Genomic DNA, 16945 nt, shown 5'->3' with positions numbered 1-16945 from the left:
TTATAAAATGGCGGTATTATAGCATACTTTACAAAAATACATCATTTTGGCAAAGAATTTCTGCCCACAAATTATTTCAAATTGTTATGGCATCATTTTTATAAATGCTGTAAAGCCATCAAGCATCAATTAAGCGGCGCAAACAGCTTAAAGTGATGTCAGCGTCGCATCAAAGCCTGCCGCTTCAATGGCATCCAATAACTGCTGCTGATTCACCAATGCCTCATCATAGCCGACGCTGGCCACGCCATCTTCTAGACTTATCGAGATGCTGCTGACACCTGTTTGTGCTTGTAGGGCTTTTTGGACGCTGGCTGTGCAGCCTGTGCAAGTCATGCCATCGATTTGAATGTGAGCGTTTTGCATATCTTATTCCTTGAACTTATTTTAGATTATGGCGATGGGAGTCCTAACCAAGAATCGCCATCGCATCAAATTACTATATAGTTGATATCGCTATTTGATATCATCATCAGCTCTCATTATAGCACGCCATCATCACCAGTTTTAATAAAATAAAAACCCGAGCGTCACTTTTTGCTCAGGTTTGGTTATCTATTATCAGCCATTGCCTAGACGATGACTGATTGGCGATGCTTAATTGGTTAATGTTGATGCTTATTTAACCAAGCCTCCATCTGCTGAATCTGCGCGCTTTGGGTATCATAAATATCCTCTGCCAAAGCCTGAACCTCAGCATCCAATGCCAACACATCAGCCTGCTTGATCATCGCCAGCATTTGGCTTTGATGCAGCTGCATGAGCAGTATGAACGCTTGATCAGGCGAGCTTTGTTGGGCGGCTTTGGTCATACTTTGAAAATGCTGGCTGCTTGGTTTGGATAGTACAAATTGATCGGCGCTCTGCACGCTGTCTTTGGGCACATAAAAGGACAGCCATTGATCCATCCAGCTCATCTGTGCCTGTTGAATATCAATACTGCGCTGGGCAATGCTCCGCGCATCGGCATCTTTGCCGTGTTTTAACTCAATATAAGCCATCATCACCGCTGCCTGCTGATGGTTGCGCATCGCCTGAATAAACTGCTGATTGATATCCATATCGCCATCGACTTGGGCGGAGGATTTTTTTAGATCCGTGATAATATCCAGATATTTTTGGCTATGGCCATTGGCTGCACCCACCTCAGATTGCGCAGCTTTTAGATGGGTGCTTTCTTCTTTTTGGGTACAAGCCGTCAAAAGCAGCATCGATAATAAGCCAACCACCAGCACACCAAGTAGCTTAATTGAGGCGGTTTTTTTGGCGGCTGTGTTGACAGCCAAGGCAGTATCACAGCTGTTAGCGCTACGATGCTTTTGGCATCCAGCGACTCTTATGTGCTGCGTGCGATTATCATAGGCATGAGTGTGATGGTTTTGCATATGTGTCTATCCCACCTTGATTAGCCGCCAGTGTCTGCGGTCATCAAGGCAATGATAAAAGCATTGCCTTGATGGTGCTGTTATTGGCTAATCACATCCACACCGCGTGGCGGCGTAAATTCAAATTGTGCATTGCTCAATCGTTTATTCAACGAAATGTTGGTAAAGCGGATGCTGGTGGTTTGGCCGATGGCATCATTAAGCACCACCATCACAGGACGACCACCATTAAAGCTGATTGAGACATTTTTAAAATTAGCATTGGCTGATTTTGGTGTCAATACAAAGTAATTGCGACCAGCATTTGGTTGAGCGACATTAAAGTTACGGCTGATTTGGCTTGGATCGCCAGATAACAACAGGGCAGGCGTCTCGCCGACTTGGTTGCTCACCGATTGCTTGGTGGCTTGTTGCAAGTCTTTATCATAAACCCACATGGTGTTGCCATTGGCGACAATCAGCTGCTCAGATGGCGACTTGGTTTCCCAGCGAAATTGATTTTGGCGCTGTACACTCATCGTACCGCTAAAGTTGGTTTTTTTGTTACCTGCGTATGTGGTTTGGGTGAAATTTGCCGTCATTGAGCGGATGTTGCTTAGATGGCGATTTAGGTTATTCACCGCGGTTTGCTGTGAGGCTGCTGCGGCGTGCGCGGTCGTAGCAAGCATCATCGGTGCTGCTGCCGCCGTGATCGTGGCCGCGCCAATCATCGCTTTTAGCGTCAGTGCTTTGATGGTTGAAGTTGTCATATCGTTCTCCAAAAAATATCATTCAAGTTTTGATGTGTGCATTGTGCCAAAATACTGTGTTGCAATCTACATAAAAAATGCAACCAAGCCCACCTGATTGTTACTGCATCCATGAAAAAACACTGATTTTAGCATAAAAGTTGCCAAAAGCCGCAGCATTTGCCAATTTTGTAACAAAATATGACGAATTTTTAGGTATTGATCTGCTGCTGTTTGGTGTTTAAAGATTTGACAGCGTGTTTTGTTAGATTGTCTTACTGCTTATTTTGCCAGTGATGGCTATGGCATTGTTATCTGATTTTGTGGCAATAAAAACCGCCAACCTCATCGGCGGCGGCTTTTAAGATCATCAAGGCAAGAGTCGCTGTATACGCCACACATCGCCATCAGCGGTATATCGCATACGATCATGCATCCGACCGACACGCCCCTGCCAAAACTCCGCACAATCCACGATCAGCTCATAGCCACCCCAAAAGCTTGGGTACGGCACGCTGTCACTATGAGTTGCATCTAAGATGGCATATTTTTCCTCGATGATGGCACGGTTTGCCACGACACCGCTTTGGGGTTCGCTCACCCATGCGCCCAGTTGGCTTTCACGCGGACGCTTGGCGAAATAGGCGGCAGATTTGTCCGCACTCACCTTCTCGATGCGACCCGATAGTCGCACCTGACGCTCTAGCCCCTGCCAGAAGAATAGCACTTCGGCATTAGGATTGTCAGCGATATCTTGACCTTTGGCACTGTCATAGTTGGTGTAGAACACCACACCACGCTCAGTCAGCTCACGCATCAGCACGATACGCACGCTCGGGCGACCATCCGCACCACAGGTGGCAAGGCTCATCGCATAAGGCTCGGGCAAGGCTTCTGCCACCGCTTCATCAAACCATGTGCGAAATAGCTCAAACGGTGTCGTTGGCAGACCTGTATCAGGCAGGGTATGTTTTTCGTATGATTGTCTGTGGTCGGTAAGATCCATGAGATTCCCCCTAATTGACTGTGATGTGAGTAAAAAGATGATTTATTATACACCGATTTCCTTATAATATGTGGGGAATTTATGCAATTGCCAACACAAATCCATATACAAAAAAACCGCTCATACTTAGCGTATCAGCGGTTAAAATCAGTACAGCAAATTATGATGCCAACACTCGCTTGACATGATCCGCTAGGCTCTGTGCCATCGCTTGACAGGTGTCCGCATCTTGATGCTCGACCATCACACGGATGACAGGCTCAGTACCTGATTTGCGGATGAGTAGGCGGCCTTTGCCAACAAGCTCGCTCTCTGCCTTGGCAAAGATGGCAGACAGCTCTTCATTGGCATACGGATCGCTCATCTGTGATAAGCGTACATTGATCAAGGTCTGTGGGAATGGCGTATAGCCCTGGGTGAGCTCGGAGAGTTTTTTGCCTGTTTCTGCCATGCAAGATAGCACCTGCAAGCCTGCAACGATGGCATCACCCGTACGGCTCTTATCTAGGCATAGGATATGACCTGATGGTTCACCACCAATCGTCCAGCCACGAGTCTCAAGGTCTTGCATCACATAGCGGTCGCCGACCTTGGCACGATGAAACTCGATGCCACGCTCCGCCAACGCCAGCTCAAGTGCCACATTGCTCATCAAAGTACCGACCACACCTGCAGGTTGTAAGTGCGTGGCAAGTACATATAGGATGCTATCGCCATCGACGATATTGCCATGCTCATCGGTCATGATAATGCGGTCGCCATCACCATCTAGTGCGATACCGACATCAGCACCATGCGCGCGTACGGCAGCTTGTAGCACTTCAGGATGGGTCGAACCACAGTTGTCATTGATATTGATACCATCTGGCGTATTGTGAATGGCGATGACTTTGGCACCGAGTTCCTTGAGTACGCGTGGGGCGACACTATGCCCTGCACCGTTGGCACAGTCCACGACGATCGTCAGATTTGATAGGCTGTAGTGATAAGGAAAACTGCCTTTGCAGTATTCAATATAGCGGCCTTTGGCATCATCGACACGGTGGTTTTTGCCGATGCTATCTGCCTTGATACCTGCTAGGCGAGCTAGGCGTGCATCAGTATCGCCGACCAGGTAGTCAAGCTCGACATTGATGGCGTCTTGCATGTCATCAGAGATTTTTTTGCCTTCGTGTGAGAAGAATTTGACACCGTTATCTTGGTATGGGTTGTGACTGGCCGAAATCACCACACCCATGTCCGCATGGAAGCTTTTGACCAAATGCGCAATCGCAGGCGTTGGCAATGGGCCAAGCATATAGACATCGACACCTGCTGCGTTAAATCCTGCTTGCAGTGCCGCTTCGATCACATAGCCCGACAGACGGGTATCCTTACCGATGAGTACGCTTGGGCGCTTATTAGGATTTTGGGCGACCAATACACGCCCTGCGCCAAAGCCTAAACGCAACAAAAAATCAGGGGTAATCGGAAAAGTCCCAAACTGCCCACGAATCCCATCCGTACCAAAATAGCTCATTTTTTATCCTTACACTCATTCTTGAGTGATCAATCAATGATGAAATGTTTTTACAACGACATTGATCAGCAGTCAAGTCAGGGCTGTGCTGATCATGATTTGTACAATTATAAAAAAGATGGCAAATTATAGCACACGGCGCAAGCTTTGTAGCGTTAGCTCTGTGTTAATTTGGTATAAATTTTGCATAGGATCAGAGACTTAGCCGTCAATTATTTTACTGGTAAAATCTTAAATAATTGTTTATGCTAATGCATTTAACTCATAATTATCTTAGCATGCGCCGATGGATCTGATCATGACTGATTTTAATACCGAACAATTAGCATTACTTGACAGCTTACCCAAATCCAAACTGACAGGCAAGCCAGTACTGCATTTCGTCCATGCCAATGGAGTGCCATCACCGACCTATCTGCCGATACTTGAGCGATTGGCAAATCACTTCACCATTGAGCGGATTGACCGTCTTGGTACGCATCCCAATTATCCTGTGGATAATCACTGGCAGTGTCTGACTCGCCAAGTCGCTGACAGCATCGATGATGCGTGCTATAAGCATGGTGTGCCGACGGTGGTGGCGGTTGGGCATTCGGTCGGAGCAATGACCACGATGCAAAGCCTACTTGCCAATCCCAAGCCAATCAGCCAAGCGGTATTGCTTGATCCATCCTTATTGACAGGCAAAAATAGCCTGACTTGGCATCTGGCAAAGTCAGTTGATGATCAGCTAAATCGTGTGCCATCACTGGCGCATCGCTTGATTGATAAGCTCTCCCCTGCTGGCAAATCCAAATACCGCAAAGATACCTTTGATAGCTATGATGCTGCTTATCAAGCACTGCGGGACAAGGCGTTGTTCAAGCCATTTGATGAACGCTGCTTTGAGTTGTACATCCAACACGGCTTTGTACCGACAGCTGATGGCAAAGTGACGCTCGCCATCCCAAAGGCAGTGGAAGTCGCCATCTTTCGCACCATACCGTCATTGTATTGGCTTAAGTCCATCAACCCAAAGCGACCAATGACCATCATCGCAGGCAAGGATAGCCACTTTACTCGCATCGGCTCATATCGTGATGCAGCTGATAAATTTGGATTGACCGTGCAGTATGTCGATGGCGAGCATATGTTCCCACTGGAGCGACCTGATGCCATCAGCGATGAGATTTTGGCGACCATCCTACGCCAAATCCACCCATCACAAGCCTGATGCGATCGTCCTTGCCACGCTATCGCCCGATGACTGCCGCCGCCTTGATGGTGATGGTGGTGGCGACCATGTTCGCCCTACAAAATGGCTGGCTGATTATCCTAAGAGCCATCGCCAATGCCACACCCTATCATCAGGTGACGGATAATACCCTGCTTGTGATGTCGGTGGTGCTGACGGCGGTGTGCTTGGTGTGGCTGATGGTGTTTTGGCAGTATTTTCGAATGCAAAAGTATGCCAATGACACTAAGACAGCACGGCAACTATGGCAACAGTATCTGGCATTGATGCCGATGGATGGGCGAAAGTTTTGGTACTGTCTATGGGTGTTCTTGTCGGTGGTGCTTGTCGCCAGTCTCATCGCCAATCTACTCACCACCGCCCTATCACCAACGCCATCGGCAGATAGCACTGCCTTGATGGGTCATGATACGCCGATGTGGCTATTTGCGCTGATGGTGATGGTGTGCGCGCCAGTTTATGAAGAGCTGATTTGTCGTGGGCTGTTTTGGCGACTGGGGCAGGATATTTTTTCATCATTTAGCAATAACACACACCATATCACCATACTGACCAGTTTGATCAGCAGTTTGATATTTGCTCTGCTACATTTTCAATATAATCTGATCGATACTGGTATGATGTTCGCCGTCGCACTGGGATTGTGCTATGCTCGTGTGCGAACAGGCTCGGTATATGCGCCGATGATTTTGCATAGTATGAATAATAGTTTGGTGCTACTGCTGTTGATTTTGGAGTAGCACCTGCTCGCCTGCACTGCGGATGTCATCTAGGGTCAATGATGGTTTACCGCTCAATGCCTGTCGCCATGCGCGCGCACCTGTCAGCCCTTGAAATAAGCCCAAATAATGCCGTGTCAAGGTCGCAAGATTTGCCCCTTCTTCGTCTCGCTTGGCAAGATAACTCATCAATCCTTCAAAAATCTCACGACGGCTCGGCATCGGCAATCCCCAAAGCTCATTACACTCTGCCATCAGATAAGGGTTATGATAAAACGCACGCCCAATCATCACGCCATCGACATACTGCAGATGCTCACGGATAGCACTCATCTGATCGATGCCACCATTAATCTCGATGGTGAGCATGGGGAAGTCTTGCTTGAGTCGATAAATATCATTATAACGCAGTGGCGGAATTTCTCGGTTTTGCTTGGGTGATAGGCCTTGTAGCCAAGCGATGCGAGCATGAGCGATAAAATGCGTACAGCCAGCTTCTGCCACCGTCTCCACAAAGCCTTTCATAAACTCATAGCTGTCATGATGATCGATACCGATACGATGCTTGACCGTGACAGGCTTATCCGTGACCGCTTGCATCGCTGTCACCATCTTGGCGACTATCAAAGGCTCTGCCATCAGGCACGCACCGATTTTGTTGTGCTGGACACGATCGGATGGACAGCCGACATTGATGTTAAATTCATCATAACCCTTGGCATCGGCAAGCTGCACCGCCTGCGCCATCTCATCAGCATCAGAGCCACCCAACTGTAGTACCACAGGATGCTCAGTGCCATCAAAGCGTAGCACACGATCGGCATCGCCCTTTAGGATGGCACTGGTGCTGATCATCTCAGTGTATAGATGGATATTGGGATTGAACAATCGGGCAAATGCACGAAAATCCGAAGTCGTCCAATCGATCATGGGGGCCAGACTGATGCGTTTATTTTTCATGATATCAGTCACCAATAACCACCTTGTACTGATTCACCAAATTGACAAAATTCTGACTGGTCATCTGCCCAATCTCGGCACTATCCATGCCATAAACCTTGGCAAGTGCCTGTGCCACATACGGCACATAGGTCGGTTCATTGTCACGACCACGCTTGGGCACAGGTGCTAGATACGGACTATCAGTCTCAATCAATAAGCGGTCTAGGGGCAGCTGTTTGGCAACTTCTCGCAGTGCTTCAGATTTATTAAAGCTAACAATCCCTGATAGCGAAATGTACAGCCCCATATCCAGTGCACGCTTGGCAAAGGCATAATCCTCGGTAAAACAGTGGATGATACCATGCTCACAGCGCTCGCTTTGCAGCACATCCAAAGTATCATGATAGGCACTGCGAGTATGCACAATGATGGGTTTTTTGGCGATTTTGCTGGCACTGATATGGGTGGCAAAGCTATGCTTTTGGGCAGATTTTTTATTGCCATCCCAATAATAATCAAGCCCCGTTTCGCCAAATGCCCACACCTTATCCGTATCCAAAGCCAACAAATCCTCAACTTGCACGCTCTTTAGCATCGCTTCATCTTGACAAGGGTGAATCCCCACACTCATGCCGATATCAGGTAGGCTATCATCACTCATCGCCAAATCCACCCATGCACGGATGGCATCATTTTCCTCAAACTTGCACATAATCGCCATCGCTCGGCTGACATCAGCATCACGCATGGCAGTCAGTAGATGGCGTGGCGATTGCTCATAATTGTCAAGTTTTAGATAGGTTAGGTGGCAGTGCGAATCGGTGTACATAGTCGTTCTCAATCAATACAAACGCCGTATTTTATCACGAATCTGACTGATTTAGGCGGTTTTTGTCATCCAGCACCACCGTCTGGCTCGGCAAGGCGTGCTCAACCTGATAATTTTCTAAGAATTTTAGTACCTGTAAAATCAACTGGCTTTGTTTGTCATAAAACTCCTGCGCCCCTGACGCTGGAATATACGCACGCATCTCGATGACATAGCAGTCTTGGCGCAGCTCTTTGATCCACGCCTGATTCCACTCATCATTGGTCAGACTATGCGATGCCAAAAAGTCTTGCAAATCAGCAATCATCCGCTCTACTTCTGCCAAATCTGCGGTGCGCTTAATGAATAAATTATGCAAAAACCAAAACATATCTCTTGCGGTAAAGTTCTCAATCTGTAAAGCAGAAAACTCACCATTAGGCACAGTGACGATGGTGCGATTGAGCGTGCGGATACGCGTTGAGCGGATACCGATGTCGATGACCGTGCCTTCATAAGTACCAAATTTACAATAATCTCCCACATGCACTGGACGGTCAGCGACGACAACCACTGAGCCGATGAGATTTTCGATAGTTTTTTGGGCGCCAAAAGCCAGTGCCAAACCACCCACACCCAGTGCAGCGATCCCCGTGGTCAAATCAAAGCCTAAGTTGCCAAAGATGATAATAATTGCCAAAATGACCATAAACACCTTGGCGATTTTGCGAAGCAGATTTAGGATCGAGACCTGCTCAGGGCGGCCGCGCTTGAGCGAATTGGCTTCAGCGCGGCGAAACACACTGTCCAGCAATCGCAGCACCAGCCAAGCAGTCGCACCCCATGCCACGATGTCTTTGATACGACCAAATGAGCTGCGCAAAGTCAGCGGCACGCCGACGCGCACCATCACCTCAGGCAGCAGCATCGCCACGAATATCAGCGCCAAAGGCATGATGACACTGGGCGTTACTCGATATGGTTTTTTGCGGATGTTTGTGTATAAAAACTTACTAATCATATACAGCAGCCACACCGCGACATAAAAGATCAAACACATCGCCACGACGAGCAGTATCACGGCCAGCACTTCCAGCCACTGCTTTTGGTGATTGTCCATATCATCGCGCACCAGATTTAGCTGTTCGGCCAAAGTCTTGGTCTGAGCGACCTTGCTGGGCAGCTGCTCTAAGGTCTGACCTGAAATTTGCCAAAATACCACGCCTTCATCACTTTCGCGACGCGTCACCAAAATATCGAACCGCTCATTCATCAGCTGAATTTCACCGACTTTATCAACTTCTCTGGGCAGATTATCCGATAAATTCCCCTCAGGCGCATCACTCAGCTGCAAATCAGGAAACAGCCTACCGCCAGAATCCAGCGTCTGCACCAAATGCTCAACCACATCACGATTGGCCATTTGGGTTTCTGCCAGATATCGACCATCCAGATAGTTTGCCGCCAGATCATAATCATCGCTTGTTATGGCGCGCATAAATCCTTGGACAGTGCCTCGCGGCGTCTCACGACCGAAACTGTCTGTCGCTTTGACAGACTCTTCGGCGCTGGCAGATTCTTTGCTTAAAATTTTGGCTGTGGTGGCAAAGCTTGGTGTGATGCCAAGCATCAGCACCAATATTAAGCCCATCGACATGAGCGTACTTTTGATCATCGGTAAATGTCTCATAATGACTGCAACTGGTTGAATGGGATTAAAGCAAAAATGCCATAAAGACAATGCATCGCCTGACAAATCTGATCATTGTATAAATAAATAAACCGCTTGGCAACCGACGCCATCTGTATGATGATCATCAGATGCTGTACTGGCAAGCTGATTGAATGAATTTCAACTTAAGATAAGAAATTTTCAGCAAAATATGGCTGAGTGAAATTATATTCATGTTATAATACCCGCAATGAATGTTACAAATTTTAAATCAACAGCAACATAGTTTTAGGTGAGATATGTCATCCCTTACTTTACGCCGTGCCATTATCCTGGCATTAGCCCCAGCCACTTTGATTTCACAGAACGCGACAGCTGCCACAGGTGATGATTTGCCTGTTGTGGAGTTGGATCCTGTTGTGGTGACGGTGAGTCGCAGCGCCACACCACTTAGCGACACACCCGCCTCAGTAACTGTCATCAGTGCAGGCGAAATCGAGAAAAACCCTGCACGCAATCTGTCAGATGTCATCCAATTAGATGCGGGCATCTATGTCAAACAATCAGGTGGCATCGGTCAAATTCCCGAAGTCTCCATCCGTGGCTCTTATCCTGTGCATACTTTAGTACTAAAAGATGGTGCACGCCTTAATAATCAAAATCATCTTGGTTCTGTTTATACTGGCTTTATCGATACCACAAATCTGAGCCGTGTTGAAATCGCCAAAGGCCCTGCTTCAGTACAGTATGGTTCTGATGCCATTGGTGGTGTCATTCAAATGGTCAGCAAAACGCCAACACGCACAGGTGCTGAAATTACTGGTGTGGTTGGTGAAAACAACACCTACAAAGCCATCGTTAAAGGCGATGTCGTGCATAATGACTTTTATGCCAGCCTATCAGGACAGCGTTTAGAAACTGATGGCACTCGCATTTTTAATAACCAAAGCCGTGATAATCAAGCGGGCTACGAACAAAAAGGCTACACCGCCAAGCTTGGCTTTGACAACAAACAAAATCTTGATGCTAGCATCAGCTTTGATCACAGCGAAGGTATTAATGAATTTAATAACTTTGGCAGCAGCACATCACCAAATACTTCATTGCGTGAATTTGAAAACCAAATTATTAATGCCAAAATTTCTTATAAACCAATTGACAATCTTAGCTTAAATGCCCGTTATAGCAATGTCAAAAATAAACAAGATGTCATAGACTACGCCTCATTTTATCACACCCAAGTGGATGAGGCTGATGTCAACGCCAAGTGGTCATTTGCAAACAATCAAAATATCCTAGTCGGCGTCACAGGCAATCAGTCTGAATACACCAGTAACGCTGTCAAAGATGGTGTTCAGAGTATCGATACGATTGGCTATTATGCACAGCATCAGTACAATAGCGACAAAGTTAATACCCAAGTCGGTGTGCGCTTAGAAGACAATGAACGCTTTGGTAATCATACCGTGGGTCAAGGCGCAATTCGTTATCGTATCACACCTGCAACGAGTGTTTATGCCAATGTTGGTTCAGCGTTCCGCGCACCTGCATTGTCTGAATTGTATTACGAAAGTATTGATGGGCCATATCCAAACTGGGTGAATCCAGATATACTTGAAACATATGCCACAATTGGCAATGAAAACCTAGAACCTGAGAAAAGTATTAGCTATGAGCTAGGAGCTTCACATCAATTTAGTGATAACTTGACTCTGGATGTTACTGCATTTCACACCCATGTTAAAAACCTAATCGATATTCAAAACTCAACCACTGATATTCTAGATACAACCAATCCAGGCATAATTCAGAGATTCAATACTGGCACTTATTCAAATATTTATAAGGCCTCATTTATTGGTGGTGAAATCAACGCTACATATGTTCGTGATAATTACTACGCAAAAGCTGGTTATGCATACGTAGAAACCGAAAATAAAGACAACAATCGTGAAATTGCCTATCGCCCAAAACATACCGGCACACTAACCTTAGGCTATGATGATGGCGTCGTTGGTGTCAGTACCTCAATCATCGCGCGCTCAGATGCCTTTGCCAATAGTGCCAACACCATCAAAGTGCCAGGCCATGCTACCGTCGATGTTGATGCGCATTGGAATATCAATCCGCATGTCAAACTATTTACCAACATTCAAAATATCGGTAATGTGGAATATAAAGCGGTATATAATTCAGCAAATCAATGGTATGTCAATGGCGGTCGCCAAGCCAATCTTGGGGTGACTTTTAAATACTAATCCGCTCTAGGATTGATAAAACGGTTGATATTATCAGCCGTTTTTATTGTATCTATAGCTGTATTTGCCACAAAGATTTGTTATAATAATCAGTTTGCAAGAGATGTTGCAACCGCTTTTGGCTTTGGATTCATCAGCGGTCAGGCTTGCTTTTTAGATTTGCGACAGCGATTTAAAATAATCAACGACATCTGCGTTTTCTTTTTTATGATGATTATCCATCATCTCATCGTTAATTTTTAAAAGGAGTGGACGCAGTGTCTACATTTACCGATTATAAAGTAGCTGACATCAGCCTTGCCGACTTCGGCCGTAAAGAAATCCGCCTCGCCGAAACCGAAATGCCTGCCCTAATGGGTCTGCGTAAGCGTTATGCTGCCGCTCAGCCACTGGCTGGTGCCAAAATCGTCGGCTGTATCCATATGACCATTCAGACAGCCGTTTTGATTGAGACTTTGGTGGCATTGGGCGCTGAGGTTCGCTGGACTTCTTGCAACATCTTCTCAACCCAAGACCACGCCGCTGCCGCCATCGCCGCTGCTGGCATTCCTGTATTTGCTTGGAAAGGCGAAACCGAAGAAGAATACGAGTGGTGTCTTGAACAACAAATCCACCAAGACGGCAAACTGTGGGATGCCAACATCATCCTAGATGACGGTGGTGATTTGACCGCACTAATTCACGACAAATATCCACAAATGCTCGATCGTATCCACGGCATCTCTGAAGAGACCACCACAGGCGTACACCGCCTAATCGAGATGCTGGGCAATGGCACACTCAAAGTCCCTGCCATCAATGTCAATGATGCTGTCACCAAATCAAAAAATGACAACAAATACGGCTGCCGCCACTCACTAAACGACGCCATCAAGCGTGGTACGGATATGCTGCTATCAGGTCGTCGTGCATTGGTCATCGGCTACGGCGATGTAGGCAAAGGCTCAGCACAGTCGCTACGCCAAGAAGGTATGATCGTGCGTGTGTCTGAGATTGACCCAATCTGTGCGATGCAAGCGTGCATGGACGGCTATGAAGTCGTCTCACCATTCGTCGGCGGAGACCAAGCCCAAGGCGTGAACACCACCCTACTACAAGACACCGATTTGATCGTGACCACCACAGGTAACTATCATGTGTGTAACGCCGAGATGCTAAAAGCCCTAAAATCAACCGCTGTCGTGTGTAACATCGGCCACTTTGACACCGAGATTGATACTCAGTTCATGCGTGACAACTGGAAATGGGTAGAAGTCAAGCCGCAAGTGCATCAAGTCTATCGCTCAGACAGCGATGATGACTATCTCATCCTACTGTCTGAAGGTCGCCTAGTGAACCTTGGCAATGCTACAGGTCACCCATCACGCATCATGGATGGCTCATTTGCCAACCAAGTACTGGCGCAGATTCACCTGTATCAAGAAAAATTCGCTGATTTACCTGCCGCTGACAAGCCAAGCAAAGTCTATGTCAAGGTACTACCAAAGAAGCTTGACGAAGAAGTGGCTGCGGCGATGGTTGCAGGCTTCAATGGTGTCATCACCAAACTTACCCAAAAACAAGCCGACTATATCGGCGTATCAATTGATGGTCCATTTAAGTCAGATGAATATAAGTACTGATTCATAGCCAAAAAAAGCGATTGGGATTATCCGATCGCTTTTTATTTTGGGCGTTATTTATGATGACTGGTGAACTTTAGATGGGTTTATCATTATCCCAGCTTTTATTTTAGTTGTAATATTAAGCAGGCAGTTATGATGGATCAAACTTAGCTGGCACAGGATTTTAGCATCAACCCATCGATCATGATACGGATGACTGACCTGCCATCGTAAGCATCAGCTGATCATAGGCCAGTTTTTCTTGAACATTTTGAATGATCGATAGCTCAACATCATCCAGACCAACGAGCAGCCGCTCCAGTGCATGATGATCCAGATCCAGTCCCCCAAGCAATGATTCGATATCCAAATCACGATGCAGATTTGGCAAAGCCAAGCGATGCCGCCACAGTGCTACTAACATCATCCGCGACAACAGAATAAACTGCTGCAAGGATAGCGTTTTTTGCCAATATTCACTGGCTGCCATCGGTTGTCGGGTGCCGCGATTTAGCGCCGCGAAAGTCTTTAGCCACAGCGCGCGTTGGTGAAACCAGTCCTCATGCCATAGACGCTGGGCTTGCAATACCGCGCCATCACTGAGTTCAAGTAGCATCTGGGCAGTATCAGCATCCATCTGCTCGCCCAGATAGCTCAATGCAAGTGTCTGGTCAATCTGCGATAGCGGCATGGTCTGCACACGGCTTTTGATGGTCGGTAATAATCTTGAAGGATGATCACTGATTAAAATCAAAAACACCCCATCGCGCGGCTCTTCAAGGGTCTTAAGCAGCGCATTGGCCGCGCCCAAAGTCAAGGTGTCAGCGCTATCAAGCACCATCACCTTTGCGCCATGGCCTTTGGTTTGGCTGTATTCTTGTAGGCGTCTGATGTCATCAATCTTGATGCTATCACGCACAGACTCGCCCTCGGCAGGCTCAGGCAGCACCATCAGGTCTGGATGCGTGCCTGCTTTTAGCCATTTGCAACTATCACACGCTCCGCATGCGCCTGCCTCTGTAGGCTGCATACATAACAAATACGCCACAAAGCGCCAAACAAACGCATGCTTGCCAATGCCCTTAGCCCCTGCTGCCAACAAGCCATGTGGTAGCTGCTGATGAGAAAATTGCTCGGTCAGCTGTCGCCATGCCTTATCTTGCCAAGGCAGTGCTTGAGCAAAATAACGCTGCGCTGACACATCGGCACTCATCACATCCTGCATGTTAATAAGCCAACAAATCTGCCATCGGCATGGCGTTCAATCTTGCCAAATCCTCAGGCGTATCCACACCAGCAGGCAGTGCAACCTTGGCGATGTCGATGGCGATGCGTTCGCCATTTTCAAGTACACGCAGCTGTTCTAGACTTTCAAGTGCTTCAAGTGTCCCTTGAGGCCAGCTGGTAAAGGCTTTTAGCATCCGCACGCGATAAGCATATAGTCCCAAATGTCGATACGCCTGCGCAGGCAGCTGATTTTGGGTGGTCATGCCATCGCGATCATGTGGAATGGGCGCGCGGCTAAAATACAGCGCATGCTTGGCTTGATCCATCACAACTTTGACCACCGATGGGCGAAGAAATTCATCCATATCCTGAATCGGCTCGCACAAAGTAGCCATCGCACAGTCTGGATTCTCAACCAGCAGCTGCACCACTTGCATGAGCAAAACCGGCGGCACCAACGGCTCATCACCTTGCATGTTCACTACGATGTCATCATCGCCCATCCCCAGATCTGCCGCCACTTGTGCCAAACGATCAGTACCAGACGGATGATCGGCATCAGTCATCACCACCTTGATGCCTGCCTCTTGGCAGACCGCTTGGATGCGCGCATCATCAGTCGCCACGCAGACGGTATCGGCAAAAGTCGCCTGCATGGCTTTTTTGGCAGTCCACAAAATCATCGGCTGGCCATGGATCGGTAGTAATGGCTTACCAGGCAAGCGGGTGGATTTATAACGGGCTGGGATCACCAAGTGCACTTTTTGCATAATTCATCCTATAATAAAATCAAATCTGATAACGCAGCTTTAGCGCCTCGATGGCTGCCAATAATGCCTCGCTAAATCTCGCCTCCACAGGCAGCACCCAAATCCGCTCAAATAAAGCGCTGTACTCAGGATGCTGCACGGCCAAAGATCTTATCTTAACAGCATCTTTGGCAGTGATGATTATCGGCAATTCATCAAAAGCCATCAAATCTGCTAGCTTAAACTCATGATGATCACCAAATGGCTGCGGCAATACCTCAAAGCCCAATGATCCTAAGGTATCAAAAAATCTTTGGGGATGGCCGATGCCACTGACTGCATAAACGCGGCTGCCTGATTGAGGAGGCATCTGATGACAATCAGACATCAAAGGCTCAAGCGCACTAGGCTGCAAAGTCATCACCAAAGCATCATCAGAATAAGCCGCCTCGGCCTTATCATGATAAATCACCGTCGCCCCCTCAAGGCGACTGATCGGCTCGCGCAAAAAACCTTGTGGCAACAGCTTTTGATTGCCAAAACCTCGGGCGGCATCGACCACGATCCATTCTAGATCGCGATGCAATGCATAATGCTGCAAGCCATCGTCACTGATAATGAGGCGAATCTTAGGATGGTGATGCAATAACAGCTCGATGGCAGCCTTGCGGTCAGCGCCGACGGCCATCGGCACTTGTTTGCCTGTGGAGGCATACACAGACTGGACGATCAAACAAGGCTCATCACCCACTTGATCTGGCGTACTGTCTGGCAGTACAAGCCTTGGCATGCTGCTGGCATCACCGCCATAACCGCGACTGATAACGCCGACCTGCGCATCCTGTTGCATCAAAATCTTAAGTAGCGCGATGATCAGTGGCGTTTTGCCACTGCCTCCGACGGTGATGTTACCGATGATGAGTACTGGCACAGGTGCTTGATAGGTGGAAATGACGCCTGATTGATATAAGGCTTTGCGCGCGCGGCTGATCGCGCCATAAGCTGCCGATAAAGGCGCCAATGCCATCAAAGCCTTAGACTCGTTTTGCCAAGCTTGGGTCAGTGCCAGCTCTGCTTTTTTCATCATAGCCTCT

The 16945-nt window shown here is 47.5% G+C and carries 15 protein-coding genes; 4 read left to right on the top strand and 11 right to left on the bottom strand.

The genetic code is table 11. The features are described from left to right. Positions 1-147: 147 nt before the first annotated feature. From B0681_RS04835 to glmM, 5 genes are all read right to left on the bottom strand, one after another. Positions 148-366, bottom strand: a complete 219-nt coding sequence (locus tag B0681_RS04835) for a heavy-metal-associated domain-containing protein (protein WP_078317620.1) — start codon at positions 364-366, stop codon at positions 148-150. A 239-nt stretch (positions 367-605) separates the two neighbouring features. Continuing rightward, complete coding sequence (locus B0681_RS04830; protein ID WP_078317619.1) at positions 606-1385, bottom strand: DUF305 domain-containing protein; 780 nt, start codon at positions 1383-1385, stop codon at positions 606-608. Between the two features lie 80 nt (positions 1386-1465). Then, complete coding sequence (gene lolA, locus B0681_RS04825; RefSeq protein ID WP_078317618.1) at positions 1466-2134, bottom strand: outer membrane lipoprotein chaperone LolA; 669 nt, start codon at positions 2132-2134, stop codon at positions 1466-1468. A 349-nt stretch (positions 2135-2483) separates the two neighbouring features. After that, positions 2484-3119, bottom strand: coding sequence for a pyridoxamine 5'-phosphate oxidase (gene pdxH / locus B0681_RS04820; protein ID WP_078317617.1), 636 nt, complete (start codon positions 3117-3119; stop codon positions 2484-2486). A 160-nt stretch (positions 3120-3279) separates the two neighbouring features. After that, positions 3280-4638: a phosphoglucosamine mutase gene (glmM, locus tag B0681_RS04815; protein ID WP_078317616.1), complete on the bottom strand. Its 1359-nt coding sequence runs from the start codon at positions 4636-4638 to the stop codon at positions 3280-3282. Between the two features lie 298 nt (positions 4639-4936). Between glmM and B0681_RS04810 the strand changes: the two genes are divergently transcribed. Continuing rightward, complete coding sequence (locus B0681_RS04810; RefSeq protein WP_078317740.1) at positions 4937-5851, top strand: alpha/beta fold hydrolase; 915 nt, start codon at positions 4937-4939, stop codon at positions 5849-5851. Positions 5852-5862: 11 nt separating this feature from the next. Next, a complete protein-coding gene (locus B0681_RS04805; RefSeq protein WP_211271504.1) occupies positions 5863-6612 on the top strand; it encodes a CPBP family intramembrane glutamic endopeptidase in 750 nt (249 codons plus the stop codon). Here B0681_RS04805 and dusA read toward each other — a convergent pair. The 3 genes from dusA to B0681_RS04790 are packed head-to-tail and all read right to left on the bottom strand — an operon-like array spanning position 6589 to position 10031. Continuing rightward, the gene (gene dusA / locus B0681_RS04800) at positions 6589-7554 is read right to left on the bottom strand and encodes a tRNA dihydrouridine(20/20a) synthase DusA (RefSeq protein WP_211271508.1); all 966 of its coding nucleotides are present in this window, start codon (positions 7552-7554) and stop codon (positions 6589-6591) included. The genes B0681_RS04805 and dusA overlap by 24 nt on opposite strands. A 1-nt stretch (position 7555) precedes the next feature. After that, a complete protein-coding gene (locus B0681_RS04795) occupies positions 7556-8362 on the bottom strand; it encodes a TatD family hydrolase (RefSeq protein ID WP_078317614.1) in 807 nt (268 codons plus the stop codon). Between the two features lie 34 nt (positions 8363-8396). Beyond that, a complete protein-coding gene (locus B0681_RS04790; RefSeq protein WP_078317613.1) occupies positions 8397-10031 on the bottom strand; it encodes a mechanosensitive ion channel family protein in 1635 nt (544 codons plus the stop codon). A 281-nt stretch (positions 10032-10312) separates the two neighbouring features. Here B0681_RS04790 and B0681_RS04785 point away from each other — a divergent pair, with 281 nt between their 5' ends. Beyond that, a complete protein-coding gene (locus B0681_RS04785) occupies positions 10313-12271 on the top strand; it encodes a TonB-dependent receptor plug domain-containing protein (RefSeq protein ID WP_078317612.1) in 1959 nt (652 codons plus the stop codon). A 257-nt stretch (positions 12272-12528) separates the two neighbouring features. Further along, positions 12529-13893 (top strand): adenosylhomocysteinase, encoded by a 1365-nt coding sequence (gene ahcY / locus B0681_RS04780; protein WP_407661960.1) that lies wholly within the window; start codon positions 12529-12531, stop codon positions 13891-13893. A gap of 184 nt (positions 13894-14077) precedes the next feature. On the opposite strand, the gene B0681_RS04775 is transcribed toward ahcY, so the two are convergent. From B0681_RS04775 to lpxK, 3 genes are read right to left on the bottom strand one after another with little or no spacing between them, the layout of a single operon-like run. Further along, positions 14078-15100 carry a DNA polymerase III subunit delta' gene (locus B0681_RS04775; RefSeq protein WP_228143862.1) on the bottom strand — a complete coding sequence of 341 codons (1023 nt, stop codon included), beginning with the start codon at positions 15098-15100 and terminating at the stop codon, positions 14078-14080. A 1-nt stretch (position 15101) separates the two neighbouring features. Further along, positions 15102-15872: a 3-deoxy-manno-octulosonate cytidylyltransferase gene (gene kdsB, locus B0681_RS04770; RefSeq protein ID WP_078317610.1), complete on the bottom strand. Its 771-nt coding sequence runs from the start codon at positions 15870-15872 to the stop codon at positions 15102-15104. A 19-nt stretch (positions 15873-15891) separates the two neighbouring features. Beyond that, entirely contained in the window at positions 15892-16935 is a 1044-nt protein-coding gene (gene lpxK / locus B0681_RS04765) for a tetraacyldisaccharide 4'-kinase (protein WP_078317609.1), read from the bottom strand. Positions 16936-16945: the final 10 nt, after the last annotated feature.

It is taken from the genome of Moraxella porci DSM 25326 (assembly GCF_002014855.1).
Classification (GTDB): Bacteria; Pseudomonadota; Gammaproteobacteria; order Pseudomonadales; family Moraxellaceae; genus Moraxella; species Moraxella porci.
This window is presented reverse-complemented; position numbering and strand designations above follow the sequence as displayed.

Bases quoted from the DNA above. Each gene is read 5' to 3' on its own strand.
- B0681_RS04830 (WP_078317619.1), bottom strand. From the start codon at position 1,385: ATGCAAAACCATCACACTCATGCCTATGATAATCGCACGCAGCACATA.
- lpxK (WP_078317609.1), bottom strand. From the start codon at position 16,935: ATGAAAAAAGCAGAGCTGGCACTGACCCAAGCTTGGCAAAACGAGTCT.
- B0681_RS04785 (WP_078317612.1), top strand. From the start codon at position 10,313: ATGTCATCCCTTACTTTACGCCGTGCCATTATCCTGGCATTAGCCCCA.
- kdsB (WP_078317610.1), bottom strand. From the start codon at position 15,872: ATGCAAAAAGTGCACTTGGTGATCCCAGCCCGTTATAAATCCACCCGC.
- B0681_RS04775 (WP_228143862.1), bottom strand. From the start codon at position 15,100: ATGCAGGATGTGATGAGTGCCGATGTGTCAGCGCAGCGTTATTTTGCT.
- B0681_RS04795 (WP_078317614.1), bottom strand. From the start codon at position 8,362: ATGTACACCGATTCGCACTGCCACCTAACCTATCTAAAACTTGACAAT.
- pdxH (WP_078317617.1), bottom strand. From the start codon at position 3,119: ATGGATCTTACCGACCACAGACAATCATACGAAAAACATACCCTGCCT.
- B0681_RS04790 (WP_078317613.1), bottom strand. From the start codon at position 10,031: ATGAGACATTTACCGATGATCAAAAGTACGCTCATGTCGATGGGCTTA.
- B0681_RS04835 (WP_078317620.1), bottom strand. From the start codon at position 366: ATGCAAAACGCTCACATTCAAATCGATGGCATGACTTGCACAGGCTGC.
- glmM (WP_078317616.1), bottom strand. From the start codon at position 4,638: ATGAGCTATTTTGGTACGGATGGGATTCGTGGGCAGTTTGGGACTTTT.
- lolA (WP_078317618.1), bottom strand. From the start codon at position 2,134: ATGACAACTTCAACCATCAAAGCACTGACGCTAAAAGCGATGATTGGC.
- B0681_RS04810 (WP_078317740.1), top strand. From the start codon at position 4,937: ATGACTGATTTTAATACCGAACAATTAGCATTACTTGACAGCTTACCC.